At 70.0% G+C, this 14,049-nt stretch carries 12 protein-coding genes; 8 read left to right on the forward strand and 4 right to left on the reverse strand.

Features of this window, described 5'->3' with window-relative positions; genetic code table 11:
* Window positions 1–129: 129 nt before the first annotated feature.
* From betA to AB0M93_RS42500, 3 genes are read right to left on the reverse strand one after another with little or no spacing between them, the layout of a single operon-like run.
* Window positions 130–1,797, reverse strand: coding sequence for a choline dehydrogenase (betA, locus tag AB0M93_RS42490; protein ID WP_364285391.1), 1,668 nt, complete (start codon window positions 1,795–1,797; stop codon window positions 130–132).
* Window positions 1,798–1,806: 9 nt separating this feature from the next.
* On the reverse strand, window positions 1,807–3,375 hold the full coding sequence (locus tag AB0M93_RS42495; protein WP_364285393.1) for an amino acid permease: 1,569 nt from the start codon (window positions 3,373–3,375) through the stop codon (window positions 1,807–1,809).
* Window positions 3,376–3,409: 34 nt separating this feature from the next.
* Window positions 3,410–4,825 carry an aldehyde dehydrogenase family protein gene (locus tag AB0M93_RS42500; protein WP_364285395.1) on the reverse strand — a complete coding sequence of 472 codons (1,416 nt, stop codon included), beginning with the start codon at window positions 4,823–4,825 and terminating at the stop codon, window positions 3,410–3,412.
* A 98-nt stretch (window positions 4,826–4,923) separates the two neighbouring features.
* Here AB0M93_RS42500 and AB0M93_RS42505 point away from each other — a divergent pair, with 98 nt between their 5' ends.
* Complete coding sequence (locus AB0M93_RS42505; protein ID WP_364285397.1) at window positions 4,924–5,511, forward strand: TetR family transcriptional regulator; 588 nt, start codon at window positions 4,924–4,926, stop codon at window positions 5,509–5,511.
* Window positions 5,512–5,608: 97 nt separating this feature from the next.
* Window positions 5,609–6,730, forward strand: a complete 1,122-nt coding sequence (locus AB0M93_RS42510; RefSeq protein WP_364285399.1) for an aromatic ring-hydroxylating dioxygenase subunit alpha — start codon at window positions 5,609–5,611, stop codon at window positions 6,728–6,730.
* On the opposite strand, the gene AB0M93_RS42515 is transcribed toward AB0M93_RS42510, so the two are convergent.
* On the reverse strand, window positions 6,727–7,374 hold the full coding sequence (locus tag AB0M93_RS42515) for a GntR family transcriptional regulator (protein ID WP_364285401.1): 648 nt from the start codon (window positions 7,372–7,374) through the stop codon (window positions 6,727–6,729). The two genes, AB0M93_RS42510 and AB0M93_RS42515, sit on opposite strands and share 4 nt — an antisense overlap.
* A gap of 57 nt (window positions 7,375–7,431) precedes the next feature.
* Between AB0M93_RS42515 and glyA the strand changes: the two genes are divergently transcribed.
* Genes glyA through purU form a run of 6 tightly spaced genes read left to right on the forward strand, consistent with a single transcriptional unit; the run spans window position 7,432 to window position 14,041 of the window.
* Window positions 7,432–8,709 (forward strand): serine hydroxymethyltransferase, encoded by a 1,278-nt coding sequence (gene glyA / locus AB0M93_RS42520; protein ID WP_364285403.1) that lies wholly within the window; start codon window positions 7,432–7,434, stop codon window positions 8,707–8,709.
* On the forward strand, window positions 8,706–9,920 hold the full coding sequence (locus AB0M93_RS42525) for a sarcosine oxidase subunit beta family protein (protein WP_364285405.1): 1,215 nt from the start codon (window positions 8,706–8,708) through the stop codon (window positions 9,918–9,920). Before glyA ends, AB0M93_RS42525 begins: the two co-directional genes overlap by 4 nt.
* A gap of 9 nt (window positions 9,921–9,929) precedes the next feature.
* On the forward strand, window positions 9,930–10,208 hold the full coding sequence (locus AB0M93_RS42530) for a sarcosine oxidase subunit delta (RefSeq protein WP_364285407.1): 279 nt from the start codon (window positions 9,930–9,932) through the stop codon (window positions 10,206–10,208).
* Window positions 10,205–12,742 (forward strand): 2Fe-2S iron-sulfur cluster-binding protein, encoded by a 2,538-nt coding sequence (locus AB0M93_RS42535; protein ID WP_364285409.1) that lies wholly within the window; start codon window positions 10,205–10,207, stop codon window positions 12,740–12,742. Before AB0M93_RS42530 ends, AB0M93_RS42535 begins: the two co-directional genes overlap by 4 nt.
* Complete coding sequence (locus AB0M93_RS42540; protein WP_364285411.1) at window positions 12,732–13,202, forward strand: sarcosine oxidase subunit gamma family protein; 471 nt, start codon at window positions 12,732–12,734, stop codon at window positions 13,200–13,202. Before AB0M93_RS42535 ends, AB0M93_RS42540 begins: the two co-directional genes overlap by 11 nt.
* A complete protein-coding gene (gene purU / locus AB0M93_RS42545; RefSeq protein ID WP_364285413.1) occupies window positions 13,199–14,041 on the forward strand; it encodes a formyltetrahydrofolate deformylase in 843 nt (280 codons plus the stop codon). Before AB0M93_RS42540 ends, purU begins: the two co-directional genes overlap by 4 nt.
* Window positions 14,042–14,049 lie beyond the last annotated feature (8 nt).

Consider the following 14,049-nt stretch of genomic DNA (forward strand, 5'->3'; position numbering starts at 1 on the left):
GGGGTTGGGGGTGGTTTTGCGCGGGCGGGTCACCGGGTCCCGGGGGGCCCCGGCGTGCCCGGGGGGCCCCACCCACCCGCCCCCGCCCCGCCCCGGGGAGGGCACTTTCACGTGAAAGTGCCCGCTCGGCTACTTGGCGGCGTTCTCGCCGTGCCGGTAGAACGGCGTCTTGATCGGGGCGAGCGGGGTGTTGCCGAGGATCAGGTCGGCGGCCTTCTCGGCGGTCATCATCACCGGCGCGTAGATGTTGCCGTTGGTGATGTAGGGCATCACCGACGCGTCGACCACGCGCAGGCCCTCGGTGCCGTGCACCCGCATGCTCTGCGGGTCGACGACCGCCATGTCGTCCACGCCCATCTTGGTCGTGCACGACGGGTGCAGCGCGGTCTCGGCGTCCTTGGCGACCCAGTCGAGGATCTCTTCGTCGGTTTCCACGGACGGTCCGGGCGAGATCTCCCCGCCGTTGTACGGGTCCAGCGCGGGCTGGTTGAGGATCTTCCGCGCCACCCGCACCGCTTCGACCCACTCGCGGCGGTCGGTTTCGGTCGACAGGTAGTTGAACTTGATCGCCGGGTGCTGCCGCGGGTCGGTCGAGGTGATCTTCACCGAGCCGCGCGTGTCGGCGTACATCGGGCCGACGTGCACCTGGTAGCCGTGCCCTTCCGTGGGGGCCGAGCCGTCGTAGCGGATCGCCACCGGCAGGAAGTGGAACATCAGGTTCGGGTACTTCACCTCGTCGTTGGACCGGACGAACCCGCCGCCTTCGAAGTGGTTGGTGGCGGCCGGTCCGGACCGCAGGAACAGCCACTGCGCGCCGATGTAGGGCCGCTTCCACTTCGCCAGCGACGGCTGCATCGACACCGGCTGCTTGCAGGCGTACTGGATGTACACCTCCAGGTGGTCCTGCAGGTTCTCGCCGACGCCCGGCAGGTCCTTCACGACGTCGATGCCGAGCTTCTCCAGCTCCGCCGCGTTCCCGACGCCGGACAGCTGCAGCAGCTGCGGGGTGTTGATCGCGCCGCCGCAGAGGATGATCTCCTTGCCGTACACCTCGGCAGGCACCCCGCGACCCTGGGAATACTCGACGCCGACCGCGCGCGTGCCGTCGAAGAGGATCTGCGACACGAACGCGCGCGTCTTCACCGTGAGGTTCGGCCGGTCCATCACCGGGTGCAGGTACGCACCCGCCGCCGACAGCCGCCGTCCTTTCCGGACGTTCCGGTCGAAGGCCGCGAAGCCCTCCTGCCGGTAGCCGTTGACGTCGTCGGTGCGCGGGTAACCCGCTTCCTCGGCGGCGTCGAAGAACGCGGTGAACAACGGGTTCGACGCCGGCCCGCGCTCCAGTTCCAGCGGCCCGTCGTGGCCGCGCCACGGGCCGTCCGGCGGATCCGCGAGGCAGTTCTCCATCCGGTTGAAGTACGGCAGGCAGTGCGCGTAGTCCCAAGTGGACATCCCGGGATCGCTCGCCCAGCGCTCGTAGTCCATCGGGTTGCCGCGCTGGAAGATCATCCCGTTGATGCTGGACGACCCGCCGAGCACCTTGCCGCGCGCGTGGTAGATGCGCCGCCGGTTCATGTACGGCTCGGGCTCGCTGCGGTAGCCCCAGTCGTAGAACTTCGACCCGATCGGGAAGGTCAGTGCGGCCGGCATGTGGATGAAGACGTCCCACTTGTAGTCCGACCGGCCCGCCTCCAGGACGAGGACCTTGTTCGCCGGGTCGGCCGAGAGCCGGTTCGCCAGCGCACAGCCCGCCGAGCCACCGCCGACGATGACGAAGTCGTAGGTTCCGGAACTCATGCGTCCTCCTCAGCCGGGCAGGGTGTCCGGGGCGTTGTCCGGCATGTGCTCGGGGCTCGTGTGCGACGAACCCCAGGTGTGGCGCCGGACGTACAGCATGATCGCACCGATGATCACGATCAGCCCGGTGACGATCACCGCGCCCCACTGGAAGTACCAGTGGTCGGAGCCGTAGACCTCGGGCCGCGGCCAGATCAGGTTGATCGTCATCCCGGCGCCGTAGACCACCGCGACCAGGTTCACCAGCGTGCCCCAGCGGCCCAGCTTGAAGTACGGGCCGTGCTCCGGGCGCGGCCAGCCGCCGCGCAGGCGCCGGACGAGCATCGGGCCGGTGACCATCAGGTAGGGGATGTAGAACAGGATGATCGCCGTCGAGGTCAGGATGAAGAACGCCCGCTGGTTGCCCAGGTTGATCAGCAGCACCACGATCGTGAGGCCGCCGGTGAGCAGCGCGGGCAGCACCGGCGTCTTGGAGCGCGGCGAGACCTTCGCCATCGCGCGGCTGAACGGCAGGCGGCCGTCGCGGGCCATCGCCCAGGTCATCCGGATCGCCGCGGTCTGCACGGCGAGGCAGCAGACGGTGATGGCGATCGCCGAGCAGATCAGGAACGCGTCGCCGAGCCCCTCGCCCAGGGTGCTCTTCAGCAGGTACGGCATGCCGGACGTGCTCAGCTCCTTGGCGCTCAGGTCGCCGACGGCCATCATGCCGAACAGCATGATCAGCCCGCCGACGATGAACGCGGCCGTGATCGCCCGGAGGATCGCGCGGGGCGCGTGCCGCCGCGGCTGGGTGGTCTCCTCGGCCAGCGAGCCCGCGGTGTCGAAGCCGTAGAAGACGTACGCGCTCATCAGCGACGCCACCAGGAACGCCCCGAGGTAGCCGAACGAGTGACCCTCACCGGTGCCGGCGGTGTCGAAGACCAGGCCGGGGCCGCGTTTGATGTGGATGGCCAGCGCGATCACCAGCAGGACGCTCGCGCCGAGCTCGACCGCGACCCCGAAGTTGTTGATCTTCGCCATCAGCCTGACGCCGATGATGTTGACGATCGTGGCGAACACGACCAGCACCAGGGCCAGGATGATGGCGTTCTGCGCGCCGCCGGGCGTCGACGTCAGGCCGGCGTCGTCGTCGCTGCCGACGATCTGGAACGCGGTCGACACCTGCGGCAGGATGATCTGGTAGGCGACCGCGACGGCCGCCGCCGTCACGATCGCGCCGATGATCATGATCCAGCCGGCCAGCCACGACGTCGCCGGTTTCGCGATCTGCTTGGCCCACTGGTACACCGAGCCGGCGAGCGGGAACTGCCCGGCGAGCTCGGCGAAGCACAGGGCGACGCAGAGCTGGCCGAGGAAGACCAGCGGCCACGTCCAGATGAACGCCGGCCCGCCCGACCCGAAGCCGAAGAAGAAGAGCTGGAACACGCCGGTGAGGATGGAGATGTAGCTGAACCCGGCGGCGAAGCTGGAGAACGACCCGAGCGAGCGTTCGAGTTCCTGGCGGTAGCCGAACTTTTCGAGTTCGGAGGAGTCGTCGGCAGCAGGCCCCCCGCCCGCCGGTATTTCCTGAGTGGTCATGGCATGCGTCCTCACGTGGTGGGGGAGGGAATGTCTAGCCTTTGAACCAGTGCTGCGGAACGGGATCGATGTTCTGGTAGACGTGCTTGCTCTCCTGGTATTCGGCCAGCCCGGACGGCCCGAGCTCGCGGCCGATGCCCGATTTGCCGAAACCACCCCACTCCGCCTGCGGCAGGTAGGGGTGGTAGTCGTTGATCCACACGGTGCCGTGGCGCAGGGCCCCGGCGACGCGCTGGGCGCGGGACGCGTCCGACGTCCACACGGCCCCGGCGAGCCCGTACTCGGTGTCGTTGGCCAGCGCGATCGCGTCGGCCTCTTCGGTGAAGCGTTCCACGGTGACGACCGGGCCGAAGACCTCTTCCCGGACGATCGTCATCTTCCTCGTGCAGTCGGAGAAAACGGTGGGGCGCAGGAAGAAACCGCGTTCGCACTCCGGGCCTTCGGGCCGATTGCCGCCCGCCCGGAGCTTGGCGCCCTCCGCGAGAGCGCTTTCGATGTAGCCCTCGACCTTGGCGCGGTGCTGCGCCGAGACGAGTGCGCCCGTTTCGGTGGCGGGGTCGAGCGGGTCGCCGACCCGGATCCGGTCGGCGCGGTCGGCGAGGTCGGCCACGAACCGGTCGTGGATTCCCTCTTGGACGATCAGCCGCGCGCCCGCCGAACAGACCTGTCCGGAATGGACGAAGGCCGCCATCAGGGCGTAGTCGAGCGCGGTTTCGTAGTCGGCGTCGTCGAAAACGACGTTCGGGTTCTTGCCGCCCAGCTCGAGGGCGACCCGGCGGACGCCCTTCGCGGCGGCCGTCATGATCTTCTCGCCGGTCGAGTAGCCGCCGGTGAAGGAGACCAGGTCGACGCCCGGGTGCTCGACCATCGCCGCGCCGACGCGGCCGTCGCCGAGCAGCAGGTTGACGACGCCGGGCGGCGTGCCGGCCTCCTCCAGGAGCGCGACGAGCTTGATCGTGGTCAGCGGGGTGACTTCGCTGGGCTTGAGGACCACGGTGTTGCCCGCGGCCAGCGCCGGCGCGACCTTCCACGACATCTGCAGCAGCGGGTAGTTCCACGGCGCGATGAGCGCGCAGACGCCCACCGGTTCGTGCACGATCCGGCTGACGACGGTCGCGCTGCCCGCGTCGACCAGGCGTCCGGCGTCCTTGTCGGCGAGGTCGGCGTAGTAGCGGAAGACGTTCGTCACGTCGTCGATGTCGATGCGGCCTTCGCCCAGCGTCTTGCCGGTGTCGAGGCTCTCGGTGCGGGCCAGCTCCTCGCGGTCGCGGACCAGAAGGCCGGCGGTCCGGCGCAGCAGCTCACCGCGCTCGGTGGCGGTCGTCCGCCGCCACGGGCCGTCGTCGAACGCCCTTCGCGCCGCCTGCACGGCGGCGTCGACCTCCTCGCGGCTCGCCTCGGCGACGGTCTCGATGACCTCGCCGGTCGCAGGGTTCAGCACATCGAACATGCGGCCCCTTCCCAGAGCGGTAGTGGCTGCTTCGCGTCCAGAGTGCGTACATTTGTACGCGAAGCGTGTACAGATGTCCACAAGGGGGCTCGACACCGATGTCGAACACGGAACCGGCCGCGGCCCGGCGCCGCGGTCCGAACGACCCGGAACGGCGGGCGCGGATCGCCCAGGCGGCGATCGAGGTGGTCGCCAAGCGGGGGATCGACGGGGTCACCCACCGGGCCGTCGCGGCGGCCGCCGGGGTGCCGCTGGGCTCGACGACCTACCACTTCGCGACCCTGGACGACCTGCTGGAAGTCGCCCTGCACGAGGCGGCGGAGAAGAACGTCCACGCGCTGAAGGAGTGGGAGTCGGCGCTGCCGCCGGACGCCGACTTCGCCGCGGCGCTGGCCGACCTGGTGATGGGCTACATCAACGAGCAGTACCGGGACACGGTGGTCGAGTACGACCTCTACGTCGCGGCCCTGCACCGGCCGGCCCTGCGCAAGGCGAGCGCGGCCTGGGACGACGCGCTGATCGCGTTCTTCGGCTCCCGCACCGACCCGCTTACCGGCCGGCTGCTGGCGGGGTTGTTCTGCGGCCTCCTGATGCAAGCCGCCTTGGCTGACCCCCGTCCTACCCGCGAGGAGATCGAAACGCTGTTCCGGCGGGCGATCGAGGGACCGGCGGCCCGAACTTGTTGACAGCCGTGCGCGGCGGCAGTCACTCTGTTCCGGAGTGAGCAACAAGCCGCGTTCTGCGCAACTACTCCCGTCCTGATCCGCGGAGAGGACCACGCCGGTGACCACAACCGATCTGCCGCCCAGCCTGCTCGCCACCTTGCCCGGCAGCCACTACACCGATCCGGCGATCTTCGCGCTGGAGCAGGCGAAGATCTTCGAGGCGGACTGGTTCTGCGCCGTGCGCAGCGCCGACCTGGCCGGACCGGGGTCGTTCGAGACCGTGCAGATCGGCAAGGAAAGCGTGCTCGTCTCACGCGGCCGGGACGGGAAGCTGAACGCGTTCCTCAACGTCTGCCGCCACCGCGGCGCCCGGCTCTGCACGTCCGAGAGCGGCACGGTCAAGCGGGCCTTCCAGTGCCCGTACCACGCCTGGACGTACGGGCTCGACGGCAAGCTGATCGCCGCGCCGAACCTCACCGGCATGCCGGACGTCGACCGCACCGAGTTCGGCCTCACCCGGCTGCACCTGCGCGAATGGCTCGGGTACGCCTGGGTCTGCCTGGCCGGCGAGCCGCCGTCGTTCGAAGAGACCGTGATCGGCGCGGTCACCGAACGGCTCGGCGGCGCAGGAGAGATCGACGCCTACGGCATCGACGGCCTCGCGCTCGGCAAGCGCATCGAGTACGACGTGAAGGCGAACTGGAAACAGATCATCGAGAACTTCATGGAGTGCTACCACTGCGCGACGATCCACCCGGAGCTCACCGAGGTGCTCCCGGAGTTCGCCGACGGCTACGCCGCGCAGTACTACGTCGGCCACGGCGCCGAGTTCGGCGGCGAGATCAAGGGCTTCACCGTCGACGGCTCCGAAGGCGTCGACCGCCTGCCCGGTGTCACCGAAGCCCAGGACCGCAAGTACTACGCGATCACCATCAAGCCCGGCGTCTTCGTCAACCTCGTCCCCGACCACGTGATCCTGCACCGGATGTTCCCGCTGGCACCCGACCGGACGCTGGTCCGCTGCGACTGGCTCTACCTGCCCGAAGTCGTCGCATCGGGCAAGGATCTCTCCCGGTCGGTCGAGCTGTTCCACCGCGTCAACCTGCAGGACTTCGAGGCGTGCGAGCGCTGCCAGCTGTCGATGGACTCCCGCTCGTACGCAGGAGGCGGTGTCCTCGTGCCCAGCGAGCACCACATCGGCGCGTTCCACGACTGGGTCCGGGCGAGGCTGGCGGTCTAGATCAACGCCCGGATGGCGGCCTCGAACCCGGTGACGTGCTCGAGCGTGAGAGCGGCGGCCTTCTCGCCGTCGCCCTCGATGATCGCGGTGAGGAGCGGGACGTGCTCGTGGACGTGGCCGGCCATCCCGGACAGCCGGGGCACGAACACGCACCAGATCCGGGTGGCGAGGTTGTCGTACCGGATCAGCGTGTCCTCCAGGAACGGGTTGTGCACGCACCGGTAGATCGCCCGGTGCAGGGCGAGGTCGGTGCGCAGCAGCTCGGCGTTGTCCCGGTCCGGGGCGTCGGCGTCGAGCTGCGCGCGCAGCTCGGTCAGGGTGGCCCGGTCGGCCGCGGTGGCCCGCTCGGCCGCGGCGGCCGTCGCCATCGGCTCCAGCGTCCGCCGCACCTCGGAGATGTGCGCGAGGTCGGAGATGTGGACGTCGGTGGCGAACGTCCCGCGCCGCGGGTAGGCGACGACCAGCCGTTCGGACTCCAGCCGTTTCAGCGCCTCGCGGATCGGCGTCCGGCCCATCCCGAGCTCGCTGCCGAGTTCCTCCTCGTTGAGGGGGGAGCCGGGCGGGATGTCGAGCATGACCAGGCGATCACGGACGAAGAGGTACGCCTGTTCCGCCAGGGACGGGGGATTGACCTGCGGGTGCATGGCGCTTAGCCTACATCGACGATTGATATATCAGAAGTCGACCAGACGGAGTCCTTGATGACCGCGACGATCGACCAGCACGTGCTCAACCGGTCCCTGGCGGACTACGACCCGTCGGTCGCCGAGGCGATCGGCGCCGAACTGCGCCGCCAGCGGACGACGCTGGAGATGATCGCCTCCGAGAACTTCGCGCCGCTCTCCGTGCTGCAGGCCCAGGGCTCGGTGCTGACGAACAAGTACGCCGAGGGCTACCCGGGCCGCCGCTACTACGGCGGCTGCGAGCACGTCGACGTCGTGGAACAGCTCGCCATCGACCGGGTCAAGGCGCTGTTCGGCGCGGGGTTCGCCAACGTCCAGCCGCACTCGGGCGCCCAGGCCAACGCCGCCGCGATGGCCGCGCTCATCAAGCCCGGCGACAAGATCCTCGGTCTCTCGCTGGCCCACGGCGGGCACCTGACGCACGGCATGCGGATCAACTTCTCCGGCCTGCTCTACGACGTCGCCGCGTACGAAGTGTCTGAAAAGGACTATCGGGTGGACATGGCCGAGGTCGAGCGGCTGGCGAAGGAGCACCGGCCGAAGCTGGTCATCGCCGGCTGGTCGGCCTACCCGCGTCAGCTCGACTTCGCCCGGTTCCGCGAGATCGCCGACGAGGTCGGTGCGTACCTGATGGTCGACATGGCCCACTTCGCCGGGCTGGTCGCCGCCGGGCTGCACCCGTCGCCGGTGCCGCACGCGCACGTCACGACGACCACCACGCACAAGACCCTCGGCGGCCCGCGCGGCGGCGTGGTGCTGACGAACGACCCGGCACTGGCCAAGAAGGTCAACTCCGCGGTGTTCCCCGGCCAGCAGGGCGGCCCGCTCGAACACGTCATCGCGGCCAAGGCCGTCGCGTTCAAGATGGCCGCCGAGCCCGAGTTCGCCGAGCGCCAGCAACGCACGCTGCGCGGCGCGAAGCTCCTGGCCGAGCGGCTGCTGCTCGAGAAGGACATCTCCGTGCTGACCGGCGGCACCGACGTCCACCTCGTCCTCGCCGACCTGCGGAACTCCGAGCTCGACGGCAAGCAGGCCGAGGACCGCCTGCACGAGGTCGGCATCACGGTGAACCGCAACGCCGTCCCGTTCGACCCCCGGCCGCCGATGGTGACGTCCGGGCTGCGGATCGGCACGCCCGCCCTGGCCACCCGCGGCTTCGGGGACGCCGAGTTCCGCGAGGCCGCCGACGTCGTCGCCGAGGCGCTCCGGCCCGGCTCCGACGTCGAGAAGCTGCGGGCCCGCGTCACCGCGCTCGCCGAAGCGTTCCCGCTGTACCCCACGGAGGAGGCTCGATGACCGATCTGCCGGAGCACCCGGACTTCCTCTGGGACAACCCCGACCCTCGCCGGAGTTACGACGTCATCGTCGTCGGCGGTGGCGGGCACGGCCTCGCCACCGCCTACTACCTGGCCAAGGTGCACGGCATCACGAACGTGGCCGTGCTGGAGAAGGGCTGGCTCGCGGGCGGCAACATGGCCCGCAACACCACGATCATCCGGTCGAACTACCTCTGGGACGAAAGTTCCGGCATCTACGAGCACTCCCTGAAGCTGTGGGAGGGCCTCGAAGAGGACCTCGGCTACCCGATCCTGTTCAGCCAGCGCGGGGTGCTGAACCTGGCGCACAGCCTGCAGGACGTCCGCGACAGCGTCCGCCGGGTCGAAGCCAACAAGCTCAACGGCATCGACGCCGAGTGGGTGGACGCCGACGGCGTCAAGGAGATCTGCCCGATCGTCAACACCTCGCCGGACGTCCGCTACCCGGTGCTCGGCGCGACCTTCCAGCCGCGCGCGGGCATCGCGAAGCACGACTACGTGGCCTGGGGCTTCGCCCGCGCCGCGCACGAACTGGGCGTCGACCTCATCCAGAACTGCGAGGTCACCGGGATATCCACAGTGGACGGACGCGTGACCGGCGTCGAGACGTCGCGGGGCCGGATCGCCGCGGGCAAGGTCGCGCTGTGCGCCGCCGGGCATTCGTCGGTGCTGGCGAAGATGGTCGGCCTGGACCTGCCGCTCGTCTCACACCCGTTGCAGGCGCTGGTGTCGGAGCTGCTGGAGCCGATCCACCCGACGGTCGTCATGTCGAACGCCGTGCACGTCTACGTCTCGCAGGCGCACAAGGGCGAGCTCGTGATGGGCGCCGGCATCGACAGCTACAACGGCTACGGCCAGCGCGGCTCGTTCCACATCATCGAGCAGCAGATGGCCGCCGCGCTGGAGCTGTTCCCGGTGTTCGCGCGGGCGCACCTGCTGCGGACGTGGGCGGGGATCGTCGACGTCAGCCCGGACGCGTCGCCGATCATCGGCCTGACGCCGGTGGAGAACCTGTTCCTCAACTGCGGCTGGGGCACCGGCGGTTTCAAGGCGACGCCCGGTGTCGGCGACGTCTTCGCGGCGACCGTCGCGCGCGGGAAGCCGCACGAATACGCCGAGCCCTTCGCCCTCGACCGGTTCACCACCGGTGCCCTCGTCGACGAGCACGGCGCCGCCGCCGTGGCCCACTAGGAGTCTTCGATGCAGCTGATCCCCTGCCCCTGGTGCGGGCCACGCGAGGAAGCCGAGTTCCACTACGGCGGCCAGGCCCACCTCGCCTACCCGGCGGACCCGTCCGCCCTGTCCGATGAGGAGTGGGCGAAGTTCGTCTTCTTCCGGGAGAACCCCAGCGGGCCGTTCGCCGAGCGATGGAGCCACTCCGCGGGCTGCCGCCGGTGGTTCAACGCCGTCCGCGACACCCGGACCCACGACCTGCTGGCGGTCTACCGCCTCGACGAGCCCCGGCCGGTGATCTCATGACCCGGCTGTCCGGCGTCCCGCTCAAGTTCACCTTCGACGGCCGCGAGCTGACCGGGTTCCTCGGCGACACCCTGGCTTCCGCGTTGCTGGCCAACGGCATCCACCGAGTCTCGACCAGCATCAAGCACGGCCGGCCGCGCGGCATCTTCGGCGCGGGTGTCGAGGACTCGAACGCACTGGTGCAGATCGAAAAACCGTTCCCCGAGCCGATGCTGAGCGCGACGACCGTCGAGCTGTACGACGGCCTGGAAGCGCGGGGCCTGCGCGGCCGGGGGCGGCTCGCCACCGAACCGGACCCGGCGCGGTACGACGCCAAGCACGCTCACTGCGATGTCCTGGTCATCGGCGCCGGACCCGCCGGCCGCGCCGCCGCAGCCTCGGCCGAAGGGCGAGTGCTCCTGGTCGACGACCAGCCCGGCGGCGAGGCGCCCGAAGGCGTCCGGTTCCTTTCGCGCACGACGGCGTTCGGCATCTACGACGACGGGTTCGTGCTGGCCCTGGAACGCCGGGGGGAGCCCGCCGCGCCCGAACGGATCTCGCGGCAACGCGTCTGGCGGATCCGGGCGAAGCGGATCGTCATCGCGACCGGCGCCCACGAGCGGCCGATCGTCTTCCCGGACAACGACCGCCCGGGCATCATGCTGGCGTCCGCCGCGCGGACGTACCTGAACCGCTACGGCGTCCTCGCCGGGCAGCGGGTGGTCGTGTTCACCACCAACGACTCCGCGTACGACGCCGCTTCCGACCTGGCCGGGGCCGGAGCCGAAATCGTGCGGATCGTCGACGCCCGCGAGGGCCACGGTGTCATCGGCACCGACGGCGGCTCCCACATCACGGCCGCCCACGTGGCGAAGCTGGGCGAGCTGCAGGGCGAGCGCGTGCCCTGTGACCTGCTGCTCGTGTCCGGCGGCTGGAACCCCGTCGTGCACCTGTACAGCCAGGCTCGCGGCACCCTCCGGTACGACGCCGGGCTGGGGGCGTACGTCCCGGCCGGCAACCTGCCGGGCGTGACCGTCGTCGGTGCGGCCGCCGGCGAAGGGCTGCCGGAGACCGAGGTGCTCTGGCAGGTGCCCGCACCGGAGTCCGAAGTGGACACCCGGTTCGTGGACCAGCAGCGCGACGCGACAGTGTCGGACATCCTGCGCGCGACCGGCGCCGGGCTGCGCTCGCTGGAGCACGTCAAGCGCTACACGACCATCGGCACCGCGCACGACCAGGGCCGGACGTCCGGCATGCTCGCCGCGGGCATCACCGCCGAGGCGCTGGGCGTCGAGCTCGCCGACCGCAGGCCGACGACGTTCCGGCCGCCGTACACGCCCGTCCCGTTCGCCGCGCTGGCCGGGCGGAACCGCGGCGAGCTGCACGATCCCGTGCGCGTCACGACGATCCACCCGTGGCACGTCGAGCACGGCGCCGAGTTCGAGAACGTCGGCCAGTGGAAGCGGCCGTGGTACTACCCGCGGCCCGGCGAGTCGATGGCCGACGCCGTCCGGCGCGAATGCCGGGCGGCCCGCAACGACGTGGCGGTGATGGACGGGTCCACGCTCGGCAAGATCGACGTGCAGGGCCCGGACGCCGGCTGGTTCCTCGACATGCTCTACACGAACCTGATGAGCACCCTGAAGGTCGGCCGGATCCGCTACGGCGTGATGTGCGGCGTCGACGGCATGGTGATCGACGACGGGACGGTCATCCGCGTCGGCGAGGAGCGGTTCCTGGTCACCACGACGACCGGCAACGCGGCGAAGATCCTCGAGTGGATGGAGGAGTGGCTCCAGACGGAGTGGCCGTACCTGCGCGTCTTCGCGACGTCGGTGACCGAGCACTGGGCGACGATCCCGCTGGTCGGCCCGCGGTCGCGGGAGGTGCTCGGCCGCCTGGCACCGGACCTCGACGTCTCGAACGAGGCCCTCGGGTTCATGACCTGGCAGGACGCCGAGGTCGCGGGCCTGCCGGCCCGCGTCTGCCGGATCAGCTTCTCCGGCGAGCTGGCCTACGAGATCAACGTCCCGTCGTGGCACGGGCTCGCGCTCTGGCAGTCCATCGTGGACCAGGGGGCGACGCCGTACGGCACCGAGACCATGCACGTCCTGCGCGCCGAGAAGGGCTACCCGATCATCGGCCAGGACACCGACGGCACGGTCACCCCGCAGGACCTCGGCATGTCCTGGGCGGTGTCGAAGAAGAAGGCCGACTTCCTCGGCAAGCGCAGCTTCGCCCGCGCCGAGAACAACCGGCCCGACCGCAAGCACCTGGTCGGCCTGCTCCCGGCGGACCCGTCGGTGCTGCTGCCGGAAGGCGCGCAGATCATCGAAAGCGAAACCGTGCCGGAGCCGCCGGTGCGGATGCTCGGCCACGTGACGTCCAGCTACGACAGCGCCGCCCTCGGCCGGACCTTCGCGCTCGCGCTGGTGCGATCCGGGCGCGCGCGGATCGGCGAGACGCTGTACGTGCCGGTCGGGGACCAGGTGGTGCCGGTGACCGTGACCGAATCCGTGCTCTTCGACAAGGAAGGAGCCCGCCGTGACGGTTGAGGCGGTCCACGAACCGTTCCGCACCCAGCTCACCGTCCGCCTGCGCGAGGGCGGCACGCTCCTCGGCGTTCCCCTGCCCGGCCCGTGCACCTTCACCAGCGGCAACGGCGTCGACCTCCTCTGGATGGGCCCCGACGAGTACCTCGTCCTCGCCGAACCCGGCCGCCAAGCCGAGCTCGAAGGGGCACTTTCACGTGAAAGTGCCCTTGCCGTGGTGGATGTGTCGGCGCAGCGCAACGTCGTGCGGCTCACCGGGTCGCGGGCGGCCGATGTACTGGCGCACGGGTGCTCGATCGACCTCGAGGCATCGCCGCCGGGGACGTGCGTGCAGACTTTGCTGGCCCGGACCGGGATCGTGCTGATGGTCCGGGACGAGGGCTTCACGATCCTCGTGCGGCAGTCCTTTTCGGACTACTTCCGGGCGTGGCTGGCCGACGCGAGTCTGGAGTACGTCTCGTGACCTTCACCCTGACGCTCAAGTGCCCGGAACGCGCGGGCATCGTCCACGCCGTCACGACGTTCCTCGTCGGGCAAGGCTGCGACATCGTCGAGCACCAGCAGTTCGACGACGACGTCCGCGGCTCGCTGTTCCTGCGCACGTCGTTCACCCGCGCCGAACAGACCACTGTGGATGATCTGACCCGCGCGTTCGCCCCGGTGGCCGGCGACTTCGGCATGGAGTTCGAGTTCTCCGACGGCACCCCGCCGCGGATCCTGGTGATGGTTTCGAAGTTCGGGCACTGCCTCAACGACCTGCTGTTCCGCTGGCGAGCGGGCGGCCTCGGCGCCGAGATCGCGGTGGTCGTGTCCAACCACGAGGACCTCCGGCCGATGGCCGAGGCGGCCGGCGTCCCGTTCGTGCACGTCCCGGTCACCCCGGACACCAAGCCGGAGGCCGAGCAGCGGCTGCTCGACCTCGTCGGGGAGTACGAAGCGGACCTGGTCGTGCTCGCGCGGTACATGCAGGTGCTGTCGAACGAGCTGTGCCAGAAGCTCGAAGGCCGCGCGATCAACATCCACCACTCGTTCCTGCCCGGCTTCAAGGGCGCCAAACCCTACCACCAGGCCTACGACCGCGGCGTCAAGTACGTCGGCGCGACCGCGCACTACGTCACCCCCGACCTCGACGAGGGCCCGATCATCGAGCAGGAGGTCCAGCGCGTCGACCACACGTACTCACCGCGCGAGCTGGTGACCGTCGGCCGCGACGCCGAAGCCCTCGCCCTGTCCCGCGCGGTCCGCTGGCACTGCGAACGCCGCGTCCTGCTCAACGGCAACAGCACCGTCGTCTTCCGGTAGAAGGAGTT

The sequence above is a fragment of the Amycolatopsis sp. NPDC051102 genome (assembly GCF_040682815.1).
Taxonomy (GTDB): Bacteria; Actinomycetota; Actinomycetes; order Mycobacteriales; family Pseudonocardiaceae; genus Amycolatopsis.

Bases quoted from the DNA above. Each gene is read 5' to 3' on its own strand.
- AB0M93_RS42525 (WP_364285405.1), top strand. From the start codon at position 8,706: ATGACCGATCTGCCGGAGCACCCGGACTTCCTCTGGGACAACCCCGAC.
- AB0M93_RS42535 (WP_364285409.1), top strand. From the start codon at position 10,205: ATGACCCGGCTGTCCGGCGTCCCGCTCAAGTTCACCTTCGACGGCCGC.
- AB0M93_RS42500 (WP_364285395.1), bottom strand. From the start codon at position 4,825: ATGTTCGATGTGCTGAACCCTGCGACCGGCGAGGTCATCGAGACCGTC.
- AB0M93_RS42505 (WP_364285397.1), top strand. From the start codon at position 4,924: ATGTCGAACACGGAACCGGCCGCGGCCCGGCGCCGCGGTCCGAACGAC.
- AB0M93_RS42530 (WP_364285407.1), top strand. From the start codon at position 9,930: ATGCAGCTGATCCCCTGCCCCTGGTGCGGGCCACGCGAGGAAGCCGAG.
- glyA (WP_364285403.1), top strand. From the start codon at position 7,432: ATGACCGCGACGATCGACCAGCACGTGCTCAACCGGTCCCTGGCGGAC.
- AB0M93_RS42495 (WP_364285393.1), bottom strand. From the start codon at position 3,375: ATGACCACTCAGGAAATACCGGCGGGCGGGGGGCCTGCTGCCGACGAC.
- AB0M93_RS42515 (WP_364285401.1), bottom strand. From the start codon at position 7,374: ATGCACCCGCAGGTCAATCCCCCGTCCCTGGCGGAACAGGCGTACCTC.
- betA (WP_364285391.1), bottom strand. From the start codon at position 1,797: ATGAGTTCCGGAACCTACGACTTCGTCATCGTCGGCGGTGGCTCGGCG.